Raw genomic sequence first — 17,206 nt, forward strand, 5'->3', positions numbered from 1 at the left:
GATGTTCCCTTTATGGACCAGGGTGACCGACTTCCTGCCGTGCTCCAGCGCCCAGGCGATGGCCTTGCGCACCAGGCGCTTGGTGCCGAAGGCGCTGATGGGCTTGATGCCGATGCCCGAGCCCGGGCGGAGCTCGCGGCCGTGACGGCGGACGAAGTCCGCCAGCTCCTCGGCCTCCGGGCTGCCGGCGGGCCATTCGATGCCCGCGTAGACGTCCTCGGTGTTCTCGCGGAAGATGACCATGTCCACCAGCTCGGGATGGCGGACAGGGCTGGGCACGCCGCGGTACCAGCGGACGGGGCGGACGCAGGCGTAAAGGTCCAGCTCCTGGCGGAGGGCGACGTTGAGGCTGCGGATCCCGCCCCCCACCGGAGTCGTCAGCGGTCCCTTGATGGCGACGCGGTAGCGGCGGATCGTCTCCAGCGTCCCCTCCGGCAGCCAGGAACCGGTCAGCCGGTAGGCCTTCTCGCCCGCGTAGACCTCCAGCCAGCGGACGGAGCGCCGGCCGCCGTAGGCCTTGGCCACGGCGGCGTCGAAGACGTGGCGCGCCGCGCGCCAGATGTCCGGGCCCGTCCCGTCGCCCTCGATGAAGGGGATGACCGGATGGTCGGGGGCGACGAACCTGCCGTCGACGATGCGGATGACTTCTCCCTGCGGCGTCTCCTGCGACATCGTCTTGCCTCCCGCGCCGGTCCGCCCGCGCGGGCCGACCGGCCTGATTGGTGGTGGCTGCTGGTCCCGGCGAGGCGGCTTCGGCGCGGCGCCCGCGATCCCTGCGCCGGGCGGGCGCGGCCGGCACGGCGGGCGCCGGCGGGCCGGGCTCAGCCGCCGCGGAGCAACCCCAGCTCCAGAAGAAGGGTATACATCGACCAGCGCTCGTCCGCTCCGGCCTCCTCCCCCCCGTCCAGCGCCGGGCCCCCGAAGTAGCCCTCCAGCTCCATGGCCAGCTTGGCCGTGGCCACATTGCGCCCGAGCCTCCGCTCCAGCGTCGCCAGCGCCCGGAGCAGGCGGCCGGCCGCGGAGTCGCCCCCGCCGCCCGCCAGCGCCCGCCAGAGGTCGGCGGCGTGCCAGGGGGCGACGGCGGCGGCCACGCTGACCACGCCCGGCGGCCAGGGCGGGGCGCCGGGCCCGGGGGGCGGGAGCGCGGCCAGACCCTCCACCCAGACCGGCGCCCCGCCGGCCTCCGCCTCGCCGGCGGGCGGCAGACCGGGCAGCACGCGCGCCCAGGGCAGCTCCCGCCCGCCAAGGAGCGCGGCCGGCGGCGGCTCCGCGCTCAGCAGGCCGGCGGGCGGCGCGAGGCGGAGCAGGTCCAGCGCCTCTTCGGGCGCCAGCTGGCGGAGATCGAGGACGACGGGACGGCGGCTGGCGGCCAGCGTCCTCTCGTAGAGCCGCCGGCGGCCGGAGGGCCCCAGCGCCGCCGGCTCCGACCAGGCGCCCAGGACGACGAAGCCGGCGGGCTCCGCCCCGGAGGCCATGGCCAGGTTCTCCTCCAGCAGGTGGAAGGCCGGCTCACCCGCCTCCGCCGGCACCAGGACCGGGATCCAGATACCGCGAGGAAGCCCCGCCTCCATCCGTCGCCCCCTCTTCCCGCCGCGGCCGGAGCCGCCGATGCGCCTCCGCCACCAGCGCCTCGACGCGGGCCGGGTCGAGGCGCCCCTCCCCGCCCTGGCGCCAGAGGATGAAGAACTCGATGTTGCCGCTGGCGCCGGTGACCGGCGACCAGGTCAGCCCCTCGGCGCCCAGGCCGAGCGCGGCAGCCGCCTCGTCGACGGCGGCCAGCACGCGCCGGTGGACGCCCGGGTCGCGGACCACGCCGCCCTTGCCCACCTGCCGCGGGCCGGCCTCGAACTGCGGCTTGACCAGGGCGAGCAGCCGTCCCCCGAGGCGCAGGAGCGGCACCAGCGCCGGCAGCACCTTGGCCAGCGAGATGAAGGAGACGTCGACCACCGCCAAATCCAGCGGCTCCGGGATCTCCCGGCGCCCCAGGTAGCGGGCGTTGACCCCCTCCAGCACCACCACGCGCGGGTCGCTGCGCAGGCGCCAGGCCAGCTGGCCGCGGCCCACGTCGACGGCGTAGACGCGCGCCGCCCCGCCGTGGAGGAGGACGTCGGTGAAGCCGCCGGTGGAGGCGCCGACGTCGGCACAGACGGCGCCGCGCACGTCCAGGCGGAAGCGCTCCAGAGCCCCGGCCAGCTTCCTCCCGCCGCGGCTGACCCAGGGCTCCCGCTCCAGCAGCTCCAGCCCGGCGTCGGCGCGGACCCGTTCGCCCGCCTTGCGCGCCACGCGGCCGTCGACGCGCACGCGCCCCTCCAGGATGGCCGCCTGGGCCGCCTGGCGGGAGGGGACGAGCTTCCGCTCCACCAGAAGCTGGTCCAGGCGCGGCCCGCGAGCCGTCCGCCTACACCTCCCCGCCGGCCCGGGCCGGCCGGGAGACCGGGCGCAGACCGAGCAGCTCGCCGGCCGCGCGCGCGATGCCGGCCGCGTCGAGGCCGAACTCGTGGTACTGGAGCACCGGGTCGCCGTGCTCCACGAAGCGGTCGGGGAGACCCAGAAGGCGCGTCCGCACCCCCCAGCGGCCGTGCGCACTCAGCCACTCCAGCACGGCCGCGCCGAAGCCGCCCAGGGCGGTCCCCGGTTCCACCGTCACCAGCGCTCGGTGGCCGTTGGCCACGCGCTCCAGCATCGCCTCGTCCAGCGGCTTCACCCAGCGCGCGTCCACGACGCTGGCCTCCACGCCCTCGCGCTCCAGCAGCTGGGCGGCGGCCAGCGCCTCGTGGACGGAGGGACCGACCGCCAGCAGGGCCACGTCCTTCCCTTCGCGCAGCCACTCCGCCCGGCCGAAAGGAAGCGGCGCCGGCTCGGGATCCATAGGCACCCCGATGCCCTCGCCGCGCGGGTAGCGGATGGCGAGGGGACCCTCGCGGTATTCCAGCGCCGTGGCCAGGGCGTGCTGCAGGGCGTTCTCGTCCCGCGGCACCAGGATGGCCATCTCCGGCACCATGCGCAGGAAGGTCAGGTCGAAGGCGCCCTGGTGCGTATCGCCGTCGGCGCCTACCAGCCCTGCCCGGTCGATGGCGAAGATCACCGGCAGGCGCTGGTGGCAGACGTCGTGGATGATCGAGTCGACCGCGCGCTGCAGGAAGGTGGAGTAGATGGCCACCACCGGCCTCAGCCCGCCCAGCGCCAGCCCCGCGGCGAAGGTGACCGCGTGCTGCTCAGCGATGCCCACGTCGAAGAAGCGGTCGGGGAACTCGCGCGCGAAGGCGGCCAGGCCCGTCCCCTCGGGCATGGCGGCGGTGATGGCCACCACCTCCGGCCGCTGGCGCGCCAGGCGGATGAGGGTGCGGCTGAAGACGGCCGTGTAGCTGGGCGCGCCCGCCGGCTTGGGAAGCGGCAGGCCGGTGCGCGGGTCGAAGGGGCCGGGGCCGTGGAAGCCCTCGGGGTTCTGCTCCGCAGGCGGGTAGCCGTGGCCCTTCTCGGTGACGGCGTGGACCAGCACCGGCCCCCGGCTCCGCCGCGCGTCCCCGAGCACCTCGATCAGCTGGCCCAGGTCGTGGCCGTCGATGGGGCCCAGGTACTTGATGCCCAGCTCTTCGAACCACATGCCCGGAAGGAGGAGCGACTTCAGGCCCATCTTCAGCCGCTCGGCCGCCCTGGCCACCTGCGGGCCCAGCGCCGGGATGGCCTCGAGCAGCTCGGAGAGCTCCTCCTTGCCGCGGGAGTAGCCGGGCGCGGTGCGGATGGCGGCCAGGTAGCGGCTGAGTGCCCCCACGTTGGGCGAGATGGACATGGAGTTGTCATTGAGGACGATGATCAGGTCGCTCCGGCTCTGGCCGATGTTGTTGAGCGCCTCCAGCGCCAGCCCGGCCGTCAGCGCCCCGTCGCCCACCACCGCCACCACCTTGTGCTGCTGGCGGAGGAGGTCGCGCGCGGTGGCGTAGCCGAGCGCGCCCGAGAGCGCCGTGCCCGCGTGGCCGGCCTCCCAGACGTCGTGCTCGCTCTCGGCACGCTTGAGGAAGCCGCTCAGCCCACCCGGCTTGCGCAGCGTGCGGAAGCGCCCGAGGCGCCCGGTGAGCAGCTTGTGCGGATAGGCCTGGTGGCCCACGTCCCAGAGGATCTTGTCGCGCGGGCTGGAGAAGACCCGGTGCAGGGCCACCGCCAGCTCCACCGTGCCCAGGTTGGCGGCCAGGTGGCCGCCGTTCTGCGCCACCGTCTCCACGATCTCGGCGCGGATCTCGCGGGCCAGCTGGCGCAGCTCGCCCAGCCCCATCCGCTTCAGATCCTCCGGACCGCGGAGCCGGTCGAGAAGCCGTTCCATGACCTGCCCTCGCCCCGCTCTCGCCGTCGGGACCCGTGGGGGTCCGTCTACGCGAACAGTCTACCAGCATCCTCCCGCGCCTCGCACCGGCGGCCGGACCGCGGAACGCCCGCCGGGCCGCCTCAGCGCCCCCGGCGGTCCGGGAGGAGCGTCACGTGGAAGCTCCGCTCCACCCAGGCCAGCGCCCGCGCCAGGAGAAAGACGATCTCGTTGGCGTGGCCCAGCGCCACCCCCTTCATGGTCGCCTTGCCGCCCACCGTCAGCGAGGCGGCCAGGGCCACGAGCAGCCCCGCCTCCAGGGAGCTCTCCTGGGCGAAGAGGCGGATGGCGATGGCGGTGGCGGCGGAGCCGGAGATGGTGCCGGCCAGGTCGCCGATTACGTCGTTGGCGATGCTGGTCACCTTGTCGGCGTTCCGGATCAGCTGGATGGCCTGCCGGGCGCCGGCGATGCGCTTCGTGGCCATGGCGTGGAAGGGCGCCTCCGAGGCGGCCGCGGTGGCCAGGCCGACGGCGTCGGCCAGCACGCCGGCGACCACGATGAGGAGGAGGAGGACGAAGGAGAGGAGGAGCGGCAGCCCCCGCATCGCGCGTTGCGACGGCAGCGTCACGAACCAGGCGATCAGGAAGCTGACCGAGCCGACCGTCAGGCCGCGCTTCAGGTCGCTGCCGAAGGCGCGAGGGGGTCGAGCTGCCAACGGGTTGGCCACGCCTCCTGTTCCTGCCCAACGCAACGGGCGCCCCTTCCCCGCCGGTGCGGGGTGGCGCCCGAAAGTATCGGCAGGTGGCGATGCACCGGGTAAACCTTGCGGCTTAGGTCCAGTAGGATTTCCCCGCCGTCCCCCCGCCGTCGCCGGCGAGGGGGTTTCCCATTAAGACGACGTCACCGGGTCGCCCGCGGTGAGACTGGATTGCCACTGAGCGCGCACCCTAATCCCCGGTACACCTCTCGCGAACAGCCTAGGGGTTTTCCCCGGCGGCTTCCGCGTCCTCTTAGCCTCTTTTGCAGGCGCGGTTTCGGACGGCATGCCGCGCCGCCGCCCGGGCCCTGGACGGCGTTCGGTAACCGCCTTCCACCGGCGCCCACGCAAGGCAGGCTACGCTGCAGGCGGTTCAGCCGCCTGCAGGTTCCACCCGGCGCCGGCTCGGGCCGGAGCGCCAGGTCTCCGCGGAGCTAGGGTCTGGTCCGCATGCCGTTGCGGGCAGCCCCAGCTCCTTACTCCCAGCGGCGACCCCCGACTGGGCGTCGGAAGCCGCCGCCAGGAACTTCATCGATGTGCCCGACGGCGGATTTTTAGGCCCGCCTTCAAGGACGGGAGGCCGACTAGGATACTGCGCCACCTGCGAAATCTGCACCTGTCGGTCCTGCACCGGGCATTATACCATGCGGCGCCCGCGCACCCCGGGGTCAGCGGCTGCGATGGCGTACCATGGCCGCCAGCCCCTGGAGGCGCCGGGCGGCCTCGCCCCCGAGGGGGGCCAGTGCGGCCTCCGCCTCCTCCGCCAGCCGGTCGGCCAGCTCGCGCGCGGCCTTCTCGCCGGCCAGCGTCACCACGCTGGAAGGCTCGCCGCGGGCGGCGTCCAGCAGGTCGTCGGTCACCTGGAAGAGGAGGCCGAGCGCGCGCGCGAAGCGCTCCAGCGGGCCCCACGCCTCGCGCGGCGCGCCCGCCGCGAGCGCGCCCAGCCGGACGCTGGCCAGAAAGAGCGCCCCCGTCTTCCGCCGCTCCAGCTCCAGCAGCGCCTCCAGCGAGGCGGGGCCCCGCGGGTCGAGGTCGAGCTGCTGGCCGCCCACCAGACCCGCCGGCCCGGCCGCCTCGGCCAGCTCGCGCACCATCTCCAGCCGCACCGCCGGCGGGTAGGCCGACCCCGCGAGCCAGGCGAAGGCCAGCGGCTGCAGGGCGTCTCCCGCCAGGATGGCGGTCGCCTCGTCGAAGGCGCGGTGGAGCGTGGGGCGGCCGCGGCGCAGGTCGTCGTCGTCCATGGCCGGCAGGTCGTCGTGGACCAGCGAGTAGGCGTGGACCAGCTCGAGCGCGCAGGCCGGCGCCAGCACCGGATCGCCGGCCCGGCGGTTGCCCGGCCGGCCCGCGCCCGCCATCAGGTCGCGGCTCCAGGCGCAGAGAATGGACCGGATGCGCTTGCCGGGGCCAAGGACGGCGTAGCGGACGGCCTCGGCCAGGCGGGCGGGCGTCCCCGACGCCTCCAGGACGGCCAGGCGGCGCTCCAGCTCCGCGTCCACCCAGGCGCGGTCCAGCTCCAGCGCCTCCTCCACGGGTGCGAACCCCGTCCCGCTCATGCGGGCAGGCCCGCCCCGGCGCCCGTGGTACCGGCGTCAGGCAGCGGCTCGACGTGCGCTCCCTCCGCTCCCTCGATCAGCTGCTCGATCCGCCCCTCCGCCTCGCGCAGCCGCCGGTCGCAGAGCCGTCGGAGGCGGACGCCCTCCTCGTAGAGGCGCATGGCTTCCTCGAGGCCCAGCTCGCCCTCCTCCAGCCTGCGCACCGTCGCCTCCAGGCGCTCCAGCGCCTCCTCGAAGCCGAGCCGTTCCAGATCCTCCGCCCCGTCGCCGGCGCCGGGCGCCGCCTCGGCGCCGGCCGCCTCGGGCTCTCTTCCGTCCAACGGCCTCCGCTCCCCCTCCCGATTCAACGGACGCCCTCCTCCACGCGCGCGCGCAGCCGGCCTCGCGCCAGCACGGCCTCCACGCGTTCGCCGGTCGCCACCTCGCCGGCGTCGCGCAGCACGGCGCCGTCCCGTTCGCGGCGGAGGATGGCGTAACCGCGGCCGAGGACGGAGAGCGGACTGAGCGCCTCCAGGCGCGCGCCCAGGGCGGCGAGCCGGTCGCCGCGGCGGCGGAGCAGCCGCTCCAGCGCCCGCTCCAGCCGCTCGCCCAGCTCGTCCAGCCGCTGCGCCCGGTCGACCAGCAGGAAACGCGGCGAGCGCAGCACGCGGCTCCGCCCCAGGAAGTCCACCCGCCGGCGCCGCTCCTCCAGCTGCCTGCGCAGCCCCCGCGCCAGCCGCCGCGCCAGCTCCTCCAGCTGCGCCTCCAGCTCGGCGCGCACCGGCACCACCCGCTCGGCGGCCGCAGAGGGCGTGGCGGCGCGCAGGTCGGCGGCGGCGTCGGCCAGCGTGAAGTCGACCTCGTGGCCGACGGCCGAGACCACCGGGATGCGCGAGGCGGCGATGGCGCGGACGACGCGCTCGTCGTTGAAGGCCCAGAGCTCCTCCGCCGAGCCGCCGCCGCGGCCGACGATGAGCACGTCGGTCAGCGCCAGGCGGTTGGCCAGCTCGATGGCGTGGGCGATGGCGGGCGGGGCTTCCTCGCCCTGGACGGGCGTCGGGAAGAGGAGGAGCGCCACGCCCGGGAAGCGCTGCCGGCTGACGCGGATGATGTCGCGGAGGGCGGCGCCGGTGGGCGAGGTGACGACGCCGATGCGGCGCGGGAGGCGGGGCAGCGGCCGCTTCCTGGCCGGGTCGAAGAGCCCCTCCGCCTCCAGCCGCCGCTTGAGCGCCTCCAGCTGGCGGTAGAGCTCGCCCAGCCCGCCGACCTCCTCCAGCGCGCGCACGTAGAGCTGGAGGTCGCCGCCGCGCTCGTAGTAGCCCACGTCGCCCCAGGCGCGCACCTGCATGCCGTCGGCGGGCCGGAAGGCCAGGCGGCTCCGCCGGTCGCGGAACATGACGCAGCGGATCTGGGCCGTGGCGTCCTTCAGGGTGAAGTAGGCGTGGCCGGAGGAGTGGTCCTTCCAGTTGGAGATCTCGCCGACGACGCGCAGGTCCTGGAGCTCGGGCTCCGCCTCGACGAAGAGACGGAGCCTGCGGGCCAGCTCGCCTACGGTCAGCTCGCGCGCGCCCTCGTCGAAGAGGGCGATCTGCTCCACGCTCAGGCGGACCGCCCCCCTTCGCGGGCCTCGCCGGCGGAGGCCGCCTCGGCCAACCCCAGCACGTTCTCCATGAGGAGAGCGGTGGTCAGCGGGCCGACGCCGCCGGGGACGGGCGTCAGCGCCGCCGCCCGCTCGGCCGCGGCCGGCTCGACGTCGCCCTCCGGGCGGCCGTCGCGGTAGGTGGTGCCCACGTCCACCACCACCGCGCCCGGCCGGATCCAGGCGGCCCGCACCAGGCCCGGCCGCCCCGCCGCCGCCACCAGGATCTCCGCCTCGCCCACGGCGCGCTCCAGGTCGCGCGTGCGCGAGTGGGCGATGCGGACGGTGGCGTGGGCCTGCTCCAGCAGAAGCGCGACGGGCAGCCCGACGGTGCGCGAGCGCCCGATGACCAGCGCCTCGCGGCCGGCGGGGTCGACGACCGAGCGGACGAGCCGCAGCGCGGCGCGCGCCGTCGCCGGCACCACCCGCGGCCGCCCGGCCGCCAGGAGCCCCAGATGGAAGGGATGGAGCCCGTCGGCGTCCTGCCTGGGGTCGATGGCCAGCGTGGCCTCCAGCGGGTCGACGCCCGCGGGCAGCGGCCAGCCCAGGAGCACCGCGTCCACGGCGGGGTCGGTGCCCAGCTCCGCCAGCGCCGCGCGCACCGCCCCGGTCTCGGCCTGCTCCACCACCCGCTCCTCCCAGAGGAGGCCGGCGCGCGCGGCGACCCGCCGCTGCTGGCGGGCGTAGGCCAGGGTGGCCTCGTCGGGCACCACCAGCAGCGAGACCGCGCGCGGAGGCCGTCCGCGCCGCGCCGCCAGCGCCTCGGCGCGCGGGCGCAGCTCCTCCAGGAGCCGCGCCGCCGCCTCCCGCCCCTCCAGCAGGCGCGCGCTCACCCTGCGCCACCGCCCGGCTCGGGGGAGGCGTCGGCGGCTCCGGAGGGGGCCGCCTCGCGCTCGACCAGGGCGCCCAAGATGCCGTTGACGAAGCGGGGCGAGTTCTCGTCGACGCCAAAGGTCTTGGCCAGCTCCACCGCCTCGTCGATGGCCACCGCCGCCGGCACGTCGCCGGCGAAGCGCAGCTCGTAGACCGCCAGGCGCAAGATGGCGCGGTCGACCGCCGCCAGCCGGTCCAGCGACCAGCCGCGTGCCCGCGCGGCGATGAGGCCGTCGATCTCGCGCAGGTGCTCGGTGACGCCGCGCAGCCGCTCGCGGGCGAAGGCCAGCGTCTCGGCGTCCGCCGCCTCCTCGCCGCCGAGGTACTCCAGCAGCCCGGCCTCGGCGAAGCCGGTCACGTCGCGCTGGTAGAGGACCTTCATCGCCAGCTCGCGACCCTGGTGGCGGTTCACCGCGGTGCGGGCTCCTCGGGCGCCTGCGCCTCGCCGCGCGGCGGGCGCTCGCCGCCGAAGTCGATGCCCTGGACGTGGACGTTGACGCGCTCCACCGCCAGCCCGGTCATGGCCTCCACCGCCCGCTTGACCGACTGCTGGACGGCCATGGCCACGTCGGGGATGCGCGCGCCGTAGCGGACGATGACGTAGAGGTCGATGACGCAGCGGTGCTCGCGCAGGGTGACGCGCACGCCCTTGCCGAAGCTGCGCCCGCGCAGCGCCTCGCTCAGCCCGCTGGTCAGGCCGCCGCTCATGCCCGCCAGGCCCGGGACCTCGGAGGCGGCGATGCCCGCGATGATGCCCACGACCTCGTCCGAGATGTGGATCCCCTCGCCGATCACCTCGCGCGAGCCCTCCTGGCCCTCGGCCATGCTGCCACCCTCTCGTCGCGTTCTCCCCCGGGCGGCCGTGGCTGGGGCCCGGGGGGCCGGCGGTAGGCTGATTATACCGCAGGGTGGTGCCTCCTCCCGGCCGCCGGGCTCCGCTCGCCGGCGCGGCGGCCCCGCCCGCGGGCGCGGCGGCCTCCCCCGCCGGCGCGGGGGGCCCGCCCGGCCGCGGTCGCCTCCGTCCGCCCGGACGGCCTCAGGAGCCGGAGGGCGGGTAGCCCAGGATGCGGATCTGGTCGTAGCCCAGGCCCGTCACCGCCGCCACCACGTCGCCCACCGCCGCCGCCTGGGCGCGGGTGAGCGGACGCGGGGAGGCGACGATCACCTCGGCGCCCTTGGGGAAGAGGTAGACCAGGGCGTCGGCGAAACCGCGCGCCTTGATCAGCTCCTCCGCCTGCGACTCCTCCGTCGCCGTCTGCTCCAGGTCGATCAGCTCCCGGCGCGCCTGATCCCGGCTCTTGGCGTCGGCGCCGGCGTCGGTCGCCAGCGTCTGGAGGAGGTCCATCTGGCGGGAGAGGTCGCGGTCGCGGGCCAGGCGCGCGTCCGCCCAGAAGGAGCCCGAGGAGGGGGCGGAGGCCTGTCCGGCGGAGGGGGAGCCTCCCGCCGCCGGAGGCGGGGAGGAGACCGGGCCGGTGCCCGTGCCGGAGACGGCGGGGCCGCCCGTACCGCCCTGGGCCGCCACCTGCGGGGAGAGGGCGGGCCGGCTGGCGCCGCCGGCAGAGGTGCCGCCGCGGACCAGTTGGCCCACCTCGCGAGGCTGGCTCCACTGCCACTGGACGTAGGCCAGGATGCCCGCCACGATCAGCAGGAAGAGGGCGATCCGCAGGGCCGCCCCGCGGTCGACGCTGCGCACGTGCATGCCGGTCACCTCCTGTCGCGTTCCGGGAGCCGGGGTGCCGCGGGCTCAAGGATCGCCCGCCACAACGGCCACGCGATAGAGCGGGACGCCCAGCAGCGTCTGCACGGCCCGCGCCAGCTCGTCGCGCACCTCGGGGTCGCCGGCGCCGCTGGCCACCACCAGGACGCCCCGCACCTGGGGCTCGTCGACGGCCGCCACGGGCGGGCTGCCGCCCGTGGCCGACGAGGGGAGCGTCAGCTGGCGGTCGCTCTGGCTCTCCTGGCGCCGCCCGCCGCTGGAGTCGGTCTCCTGGGTGGTGGAGGTCTGGCTGTGCTCCTCCATCAGGTAGAGGTTGCGGGGACCGCTCTCCAGCGTCACCTCCACGCGGACCCGGCCCGCCCCGCGGACGTCGCTCAGCGTGGCCTCGAGGCGCTGGGCCAGCACCTCGGCGGCGGCGTTGGGGTCGGCCGGCAGCGCCGCCCCCGTCGCGCCGGCCGAGCCGCCCGGGGAGGAGGGCGGCGAGGCTGCCGGCGGGGCGGCTGCGGGGGGCGAGGAGGAGCCGGCCCCCAGGCCGTTGGCCACCAGGAGGAGGATGAGGCCGGTGCCCACCACCACCACCGCCGCCTGCAGGCGACGGTAGGCGGCCTCCCCCACCCCGAAGCGCTGGCGCAGACGCTCCCGCCACATCTCCCAGAAAGGCTCCCTCCGCCACCGCTCGCGTTGCTCACGGCGCCCCATCGGTCGCATCCCCCCCGGCCGCGATCCGCACCTCCACCTGTTCCGGCGCAAGGCCCAGCGCCTGGGCCACCGCCTGGCGGACCGCCCCGGCCAGCCGCCTCTCGGCCGCGGTGGCCGGGGTCCGCCCGGGGCCCGGGCCGCTCGCGCCGGAGCCGCCGGCCGGCCCGGAGGCGCCGCCGGGCGAAGAGCCCACGCGGACGGGGGCCACCCGCACCGGGGCCACCGGCGGCACCCGCAGCGGACCGCCCGCGCCCGCCCCGCCCCCGCCGCCGGGCGGGGAGGCGGGCGGCGAGCCGCCCGGCGCTCCGGCGGAGGACGACCCGCCCTGTCCACTTCTACTCGCCGTCCCCGCCGGTGAGACCACCACGCGGGCCGACTCCAGCCGGCCGAAGGCGGGCGAGGCCGGGTCGGAGAGGATGCCCAGGCGGACGCTGGCCGAGGCCACGCCGGGAACGGAGCGGGCCGCCTCCAGCGCCACTTCCTCCAGCCGGCTGCGGTAGAGGTCGAGCACCTGGCGGTCGGTCAGCTGCGCCAGGCGGCTGGCCTGGGCGGAGGAAGAGGGCGGGGCGGCGGTGGCCCCCGGATGGCTGGCGGCGCTGAGCGCCTGCCCGGCGGCCTGCTGCAGGAGGCGGGCCAGCCCCTGGGGGCCGCTTCCGGCCAGCACCAGTACCGGCTTGAGCAGGACGGCCAGGAGGAGGAGGCCGAGGAGCAGGCGGCCGTAATGGCGGAAGCGGCCGCGCGGCAGCGCCAGGTCGACGACGGCGGCCAGAAGCGCCGCCATCAGCACCTGCCGCACCCAGGAGGCGAGCGCCTGCACCAGAGCGTCCACGGTCCCACCTCACCGGAAGAGGAGCGAGAGGTTGGCCGCGCCCAGGAGGACGGCCAGCCCCAGGATGGCGGCCATCACCGCCGTGCCCGCGGCGACGGCGAACCAGACGGCGGTGCCCGAGAGGTGGCCCAGGGTGGCCGCCAGCGGCCCGCCTCCCCAGGGCTCGATGACCGCCTGGCCGAAGCGGAAGGCGAGGCTGACCACCACCAGCTTGACGATGGGCAGGGCGGCCACCAGGAGGACGCCCGCCACGCCCAGCAGACCCAGGCCGTTGCGCAGCAGGAGCGTGGAGGTGAGAACCAGCTCGAAGGCGTCGGAGAACATGCCGCCCACCACCGGGATGAAGGCCTTGGCGGAGAACTTGGCCGCGCGCAAGGCGGTGCCGTCGGCGATGGCGCCGCCGATGCCCTGGACGGTGACCACGCCCAGGAAGAGGGCGAAGAGCAGGCCCAGCGCCAGCACCGCCAGGTCCCGCAGGAAGCCGGCGAAGCCCGTCAGGCGAAAGCGCTCACTCATCCGCCCCACCATGCCCGCCACCGCCGAGAGAAAGAGGAGCGGCAGCACCAGCCGGTCCAGCGCGTCGGCCAGGAGCGTGACCACGAAGAGCAGCGCGGGATGGACGAGGCTGGCGGTGACCACGTTGGCGCTCCCCACCAGGAGCGCCATCATCACCGGCAGGAGCGCCAGCAGCCAGTCGTGGACGTCCTGGACGACGGTGCGGACGGTCTGCATCAGGAGCGTCAGCTGCGCCGCGGCCACCAGGAAGAGGACCAGCTGCACGGCCAGCTGCGCCAGCCCCGCCACCTCCTCGCCCCCGCCCAGCCGGAGCTGGTCGAGGAGCGCGGAGAGCGCGCCCAGCAGGAGGAGCTCGAGGAGGAGGCCGGCGCTGGCCCCCACCTCGCGCCCGAAGGCGCCCACGAGCCAGGAGGCCACCTGCGCGGCGCTCCAGGGCAGACCGCCCCCGGCGAGGAGGCGGCCGACGGCCTGGCCGTCGAGGCGCGGCGCCGCGGGCCCGGCGCGCTCCTCGGCCTGCCGGAGGAGCCGGTCCACGCTGGTCAGGTCGAGCGCCTGGCGCTGCTCCTGCACCAGCTGCTGCACCTCGGCCTGGACGCCCCCGGGGCCGCCGGCCGGCGGCGCGGCCGCCGCCCGGGCGGGCGGGGGAAAGAGCACCGCCGCCAGCAGCGCCGCGGCCGCCAGCGCCCTCCGGAGGCGGCGGCGGGCGGGATCGGGGGCGCTTCCTGGTCGCGGATCCGGCACCGTCGCCACACCTCCCGGGGCGCTCAGATCCTGGCCAAGAGGCCGAGGACCGCCTGGATGACGGAGCGCAGGATGGGGACCGCCAGCACCAGCATCAGGAGCTGGCCGGCCAGCTCGATGCGCGACGCCACCGCCGACTCGCCGGCGTCGCGGGCGACGTCGGCGGCCAGCTGGACCAGGTAGGCGATGGCGATGACGCGGAGCAGGACGCCGACGAAGGCCAGGTTGACCTGCGAACGCGCGGCCAGCTCGCTCACCAGGCCCACGACCTGGCCGAAGTAGGGCAGAACCGCCAGGAGCAGGAGGACGCCGGCGCCCAGGCTGAGCAGGGTGGCGACGGCGCTCTGCTGGTGGCGCAGGACGCCCAGGAGGACGACGACGGTCAGCCCGATGCCGAGGATCTGGAAGAGCGTCACGGCCGGGCCCTCCCCTCCCCCGGCTCAGAGCTGGAAGATGGCGCGGACGGTCTGGAAGAGGTCGGCGATCATCCGGACCACCAGCCAGAGGACGACGGTGACGCCGCCCAGCGAGACCAGCCAGGCGAACTCCTTCCTGTCCGCCTGCGTCAGGACGCTGACGACGACGGCGGTCAGGATGCCGATGCCGGCGATCTGCCAGACGAGCTGGATGTTGGGCGTCATGGGCCACCTCCGCCTGGGCGCGTGCCCCGGCCGCTCAGAGGGCCACCAGGGCCAGCAGGATGCCGCCGAAGAGGCCCAGCGAGCGCCACATGCGCGCCGAGCGCGCCGCCTCGTCGCGCCGGAGCGCCTCGCGGGCGGCCAGGTCGCGGGCGCAGGCGTCCAGGAGGCGCAGCTGGTCCTGGCGATGGCTCGTCCCCAGGGCGGGGGCGAGGCCGAGGAGCGGGGCCAGGTCGGCGGCGGCCAGCCCTCCCTCGGCGCCCAGCCCCTCCACCGCCCGCCGCCAGAGGGGCTCCAGCGGCTGGTCGGGCGCGGCCGCCAGCGCTTCGGCCACGAGGCGGAAGAGGCGGGCGGCGGCGCCGGGGGCGCTCCCCGCCAGGTCGGCCAGCGCCTCGGGGAGCGGCCGCGCGGCGTAATCCACCTGGCTCATCAGGAGGCGGACGCCGGCGGCCAGCTCGGCCAGCATGGCCGGCTTCCGGTCGGCGCTCCAGGCCAGGAGCTGGCCGGCCAGCGTCGAGCCGGCCACCACCAGCAGGGCGCCCAGGAGGCGAAGCAGGAGGCTCACGTCGTCGCTCCCCGCCCTTCCCCGCCGCCCCGGGCCGCCCCGCCTGCCTCCCCGACCCCGCCGTCCAGAGCGGTCCAGCCCGCCCGCAGGAGGCGTCCGGTGCCGTCGCGGACGGCCGCCAGGCCGAAGCGCCCGCCGCGCCGCTCCAGCTCCACCACGCGGCGGAAGAAGCCCTGCTCCAGGAGCGGGGCGAGGAGCCGGCGGCTCCGCGCCTCCTCCCAGGAGGCCGCGTGGGCCGAGGACCAGACCGCCACGCCGCTGCGCGCCGCCTCGCCCAGCGCCTCGGCATCCTCCGCGCGGCCCAGCTCGTCCGAGACCAGGAGCTGGGGGTTGAGCGCGCGCAGGGCGAGGGCGAAGGACTCCGCCTTGGGGCCGCCCTCGACGACGTCGGTGGCGGCGCCCACGTCCAGCGTCGGGCGCCCCCCGGAGAGGGCGGCCAGCTCGAAGCGCTCGTCGATCACCACCGTGCGCCAGGGCCGGCCCTCGCGGCCGGGGGCCTCGCCGTCGCCGGCCGCCCGCGCCAGGTCGCGCAGCAGCGTGGTCTTGCCGCTCCCCGGCGGCCCCACCAGGAGCGCGTGGAGCGGCCGGCCCGCCTCCGCCAGCCAGGGCAGGAGCGGCCGAGCGACGCCGCGCCGCTCGCGCGCGAGGCGCAGGTTGAGCGACGAGACATCACGCACCGCCCGCACCCGGCCGGCCTCGCGGTCGAGGCGGCCGGCCAGTCCCGCGCGGTGGCCGCCGGGGAGGGTGACGAAACCCTGGCGGAGCTCTTCCTGCCAGGCGTAGAGAGAGTGGCCCGTGATCAGCTCCAGGCTCCGGCGCACCTCCTCCCCGTCCACCGTCCGCGCGCGGCTCGCCGGCGCGGGGCGGCCGGCGGCGTCCAGGAAGTGGGTCTCGTCCCGTACCACCAGCGCCAGCGGGCGCCCGGCGCGCAGGCGGATCTCCTCCCAGGGCGGCGGCAGGTGGACGAGCGCCGCCTCCAGGACGCGGCGCAGCTCCTGCGGGAGGAAGCGGAGCAGCTGGCGCTCCGCCCCCTCTCCCGCCTCGCCCTCCGCCGCCACCCCGTTCCGGTTCCAGGCCAGCGCCATCCGGGACGTGCCCCCTCACGTGCCCATGGATATGGGCTCCTCCCGGCGCGTATGCGCCGCCGCCCGGCGCCGTGCCGGAAGCGGGCAGGCAGAGAGAGGCCCGCCCGCCCACCCCGGGCCGGCCGGCGCGCCGGCGCCCCGGGGGGCCGCCCCCCCCCGGGGTTCGACGCCGGTGACCCCGCGCGCCCGCTCGCCAGCGTTGGGTGAACAAATTGTCGAACGACCTCAACGGCTGCCCATATGCTGCCGGCAGCCCATTGATCGCCGGTCTGTCGCACCATATAGTCCCCGCTAGCAACGTGCCAGAGGAGTAGGACAATGCGTGCCGCCGTCTATCGTGGAAATCGGCAATTCGCGGTCGAGGAGGTCGCAGACTTCACCGACCTGGGCCCGGGCGATGTCGTGATCAAGGTCCGCTACTGCGGGGTCTGTGGCTCGGACCTGACCCACCTGATGGATCGTCTGCAGCCGGGTGGGGTGCTCGGACACGAATTCGCCGGTACCATCGTGGCGCTTGGCCCCGAGACGGACGGCTGGCAGATCGGCGACCGGGTGGCGGCAATCCCGGGCCGGCCGTGTAACGCCTGCGCCGCCTGTCAGGCCCGCCTGTGGGAGCATTGCACGAACCGGCAGCCCAGCCGCGGCTTTGCCGAATATGTCCGGACACATAAGACCGTGCTTTTCAAGATGCCGGACCACATGAGCTGGGAAGAAGGCGCAATGTTGGAGCCGTTGGCCGTGGCCTTGCATGGCGTACGTCGCTCGACGCTCCGGCTCGGTGATACGGCGATCATCACGGGCGCGGGCCCGATTGGCCTCTTTACCTTGCAATGTGCCCGCCTGGCCGGCGCCTCCCAGATCATCGTCAGCGAGCCGGCGCCACGCCGGGCCGCGCTCGCCCGCGAGCTAGGCGCCGACCTTGTTATCAACCCCCTGGAGACGGACCTGACGGCCGCTGTCCTGGAGCGGCTGCCCAACGGCGCGGATGTCGGTTTCGAATGCTCTGGCGCGCGCGGTGTCCTGCAAAAGCTCGCCAACTCCCTGCGCAAGCAAGGCGAGGTCGTCCAACTGGGCGCCACCGAGGGCGATGAGATCCGCGTCATCTGGTGGGTCGGCCGCGAGCTGCGCCTGACTGGCGCCTCCCAGACCCAGCCGGACTTCCCTATTGCGATGGCCCTGCTGGCCAGTGGCCGCATCAAAGTGAACCCGATGGTGACCCTGCGCGCACCCCTGGAGGCCGTGACCGAGACGCTGGAAAGCCTGCGTCGGCCCGAAGGCCATGTGCTGGCCCTGATCGACCCCTGGGGCGACCGGTAC

General features: G+C 75.8%; 20 protein-coding genes. 1 reads left to right on the forward strand and 19 read right to left on the reverse strand.

Going from position 1 to position 17,206, the window contains the following annotated elements:
* The 19 genes from K6U79_07535 to K6U79_07625 form a co-directional block, all read right to left on the reverse strand.
* Positions 1 to 672 (reverse strand): NADP-dependent isocitrate dehydrogenase (locus K6U79_07535; GenBank protein ID MCL6522206.1); only part of this gene is annotated, 672 nt, incomplete at its 3' end.
* Positions 673 to 821: 149 nt separating this feature from the next.
* Positions 822 to 1,571 (reverse strand): hypothetical protein, encoded by a 750-nt coding sequence (locus K6U79_07540; GenBank protein MCL6522207.1) that lies wholly within the window; start codon positions 1,569 to 1,571, stop codon positions 822 to 824.
* Positions 1,510 to 2,376 carry a TlyA family RNA methyltransferase gene (locus K6U79_07545; GenBank protein MCL6522208.1) on the reverse strand — a complete coding sequence of 289 codons (867 nt, stop codon included), beginning with the start codon at positions 2,374 to 2,376 and terminating at the stop codon, positions 1,510 to 1,512. Before K6U79_07545 ends, K6U79_07540 begins: the two co-directional genes overlap by 62 nt.
* Before the next feature lie 22 nt (positions 2,377 to 2,398).
* Positions 2,399 to 4,318, reverse strand: a complete 1,920-nt coding sequence (gene dxs, locus K6U79_07550; protein ID MCL6522209.1) for a 1-deoxy-D-xylulose-5-phosphate synthase — start codon at positions 4,316 to 4,318, stop codon at positions 2,399 to 2,401.
* A 122-nt stretch (positions 4,319 to 4,440) separates the two neighbouring features.
* The gene (locus K6U79_07555; protein MCL6522210.1) at positions 4,441 to 5,013 is read right to left on the reverse strand and encodes a hypothetical protein; all 573 of its coding nucleotides are present in this window, start codon (positions 5,011 to 5,013) and stop codon (positions 4,441 to 4,443) included.
* A gap of 710 nt (positions 5,014 to 5,723) precedes the next feature.
* Positions 5,724 to 6,608 carry a polyprenyl synthetase family protein gene (locus K6U79_07560; protein ID MCL6522211.1) on the reverse strand — a complete coding sequence of 295 codons (885 nt, stop codon included), beginning with the start codon at positions 6,606 to 6,608 and terminating at the stop codon, positions 5,724 to 5,726.
* Positions 6,605 to 6,928, reverse strand: a complete 324-nt coding sequence (gene xseB, locus K6U79_07565; protein MCL6522212.1) for an exodeoxyribonuclease VII small subunit — start codon at positions 6,926 to 6,928, stop codon at positions 6,605 to 6,607. The genes K6U79_07560 and xseB overlap by 4 nt, the downstream gene beginning before the upstream one ends.
* Positions 6,929 to 6,951: 23 nt before the next feature.
* Positions 6,952 to 8,184 (reverse strand): exodeoxyribonuclease VII large subunit, encoded by a 1,233-nt coding sequence (xseA, locus tag K6U79_07570; protein MCL6522213.1) that lies wholly within the window; start codon positions 8,182 to 8,184, stop codon positions 6,952 to 6,954.
* Positions 8,185 to 8,186: 2 nt separating this feature from the next.
* On the reverse strand, positions 8,187 to 9,059 hold the full coding sequence (locus tag K6U79_07575; GenBank protein MCL6522214.1) for a bifunctional 5,10-methylenetetrahydrofolate dehydrogenase/5,10-methenyltetrahydrofolate cyclohydrolase: 873 nt from the start codon (positions 9,057 to 9,059) through the stop codon (positions 8,187 to 8,189).
* Positions 9,056 to 9,511, reverse strand: a complete 456-nt coding sequence (nusB, locus tag K6U79_07580; protein MCL6522215.1) for a transcription antitermination factor NusB — start codon at positions 9,509 to 9,511, stop codon at positions 9,056 to 9,058. The genes K6U79_07575 and nusB overlap by 4 nt, the downstream gene beginning before the upstream one ends.
* A complete protein-coding gene (locus tag K6U79_07585; GenBank protein ID MCL6522216.1) occupies positions 9,508 to 9,924 on the reverse strand; it encodes an Asp23/Gls24 family envelope stress response protein in 417 nt (138 codons plus the stop codon). The genes nusB and K6U79_07585 overlap by 4 nt, the downstream gene beginning before the upstream one ends.
* 211 nt (positions 9,925 to 10,135) lie before the next feature.
* Positions 10,136 to 10,798: a SpoIIIAH-like family protein gene (locus K6U79_07590; GenBank protein MCL6522217.1), complete on the reverse strand. Its 663-nt coding sequence runs from the start codon at positions 10,796 to 10,798 to the stop codon at positions 10,136 to 10,138.
* Positions 10,799 to 10,843: 45 nt separating this feature from the next.
* Positions 10,844 to 11,515 carry a stage III sporulation protein AG gene (locus K6U79_07595; GenBank protein MCL6522218.1) on the reverse strand — a complete coding sequence of 224 codons (672 nt, stop codon included), beginning with the start codon at positions 11,513 to 11,515 and terminating at the stop codon, positions 10,844 to 10,846.
* On the reverse strand, positions 11,502 to 12,344 hold the full coding sequence (locus K6U79_07600; GenBank protein MCL6522219.1) for a stage III sporulation protein AF: 843 nt from the start codon (positions 12,342 to 12,344) through the stop codon (positions 11,502 to 11,504). Before K6U79_07600 ends, K6U79_07595 begins: the two co-directional genes overlap by 14 nt.
* 9 nt (positions 12,345 to 12,353) lie before the next feature.
* Entirely contained in the window at positions 12,354 to 13,610 is a 1,257-nt protein-coding gene (locus tag K6U79_07605; GenBank protein MCL6522220.1) for a stage III sporulation protein AE, read from the reverse strand.
* Positions 13,611 to 13,624: 14 nt separating this feature from the next.
* The gene (spoIIIAD, locus tag K6U79_07610; protein ID MCL6522221.1) at positions 13,625 to 14,017 is read right to left on the reverse strand and encodes a stage III sporulation protein AD; all 393 of its coding nucleotides are present in this window, start codon (positions 14,015 to 14,017) and stop codon (positions 13,625 to 13,627) included.
* Between the two features lie 24 nt (positions 14,018 to 14,041).
* On the reverse strand, positions 14,042 to 14,242 hold the full coding sequence (gene spoIIIAC, locus K6U79_07615; protein MCL6522222.1) for a stage III sporulation protein AC: 201 nt from the start codon (positions 14,240 to 14,242) through the stop codon (positions 14,042 to 14,044).
* Between the two features lie 34 nt (positions 14,243 to 14,276).
* A complete protein-coding gene (locus K6U79_07620) occupies positions 14,277 to 14,804 on the reverse strand; it encodes a stage III sporulation protein AB (GenBank protein ID MCL6522223.1) in 528 nt (175 codons plus the stop codon).
* On the reverse strand, positions 14,801 to 15,889 hold the full coding sequence (locus K6U79_07625; GenBank protein MCL6522224.1) for an AAA family ATPase: 1,089 nt from the start codon (positions 15,887 to 15,889) through the stop codon (positions 14,801 to 14,803). The genes K6U79_07620 and K6U79_07625 overlap by 4 nt, the downstream gene beginning before the upstream one ends.
* 318 nt (positions 15,890 to 16,207) lie before the next feature.
* Here K6U79_07625 and K6U79_07630 point away from each other — a divergent pair.
* On the forward strand, positions 16,208 to 17,206 hold a 999-nt coding region (locus tag K6U79_07630), incomplete at its 3' end, for an alcohol dehydrogenase catalytic domain-containing protein (GenBank protein MCL6522225.1).

The sequence above is a fragment of the Bacillota bacterium genome (assembly GCA_023511835.1).
Classification (GTDB): domain Bacteria; phylum Bacillota; class Sulfobacillia; order JAIMAT01; family JAIMAT01; genus JAIMAT01.

What these genes read in the sequence shown, in the direction of transcription:
- K6U79_07540 (MCL6522207.1), bottom strand. Translation starts at nt 1,571, where the DNA reads ATGGAGGCGGGGCTTCCTCGCGGTATCTGGATCCCGGTCCTGGTGCCG.
- dxs (MCL6522209.1), bottom strand. Translation starts at nt 4,318, where the DNA reads ATGGAACGGCTTCTCGACCGGCTCCGCGGTCCGGAGGATCTGAAGCGG.
- K6U79_07560 (MCL6522211.1), bottom strand. Translation starts at nt 6,608, where the DNA reads ATGAGCGGGACGGGGTTCGCACCCGTGGAGGAGGCGCTGGAGCTGGAC.
- K6U79_07585 (MCL6522216.1), bottom strand. Translation starts at nt 9,924, where the DNA reads ATGGCCGAGGGCCAGGAGGGCTCGCGCGAGGTGATCGGCGAGGGGATC.
- K6U79_07590 (MCL6522217.1), bottom strand. Translation starts at nt 10,798, where the DNA reads ATGCACGTGCGCAGCGTCGACCGCGGGGCGGCCCTGCGGATCGCCCTC.
- K6U79_07595 (MCL6522218.1), bottom strand. Translation starts at nt 11,515, where the DNA reads ATGGGGCGCCGTGAGCAACGCGAGCGGTGGCGGAGGGAGCCTTTCTGG.
- spoIIIAC (MCL6522222.1), bottom strand. Translation starts at nt 14,242, where the DNA reads ATGACGCCCAACATCCAGCTCGTCTGGCAGATCGCCGGCATCGGCATC.
- K6U79_07625 (MCL6522224.1), bottom strand. Translation starts at nt 15,889, where the DNA reads ATGGCGCTGGCCTGGAACCGGAACGGGGTGGCGGCGGAGGGCGAGGCG.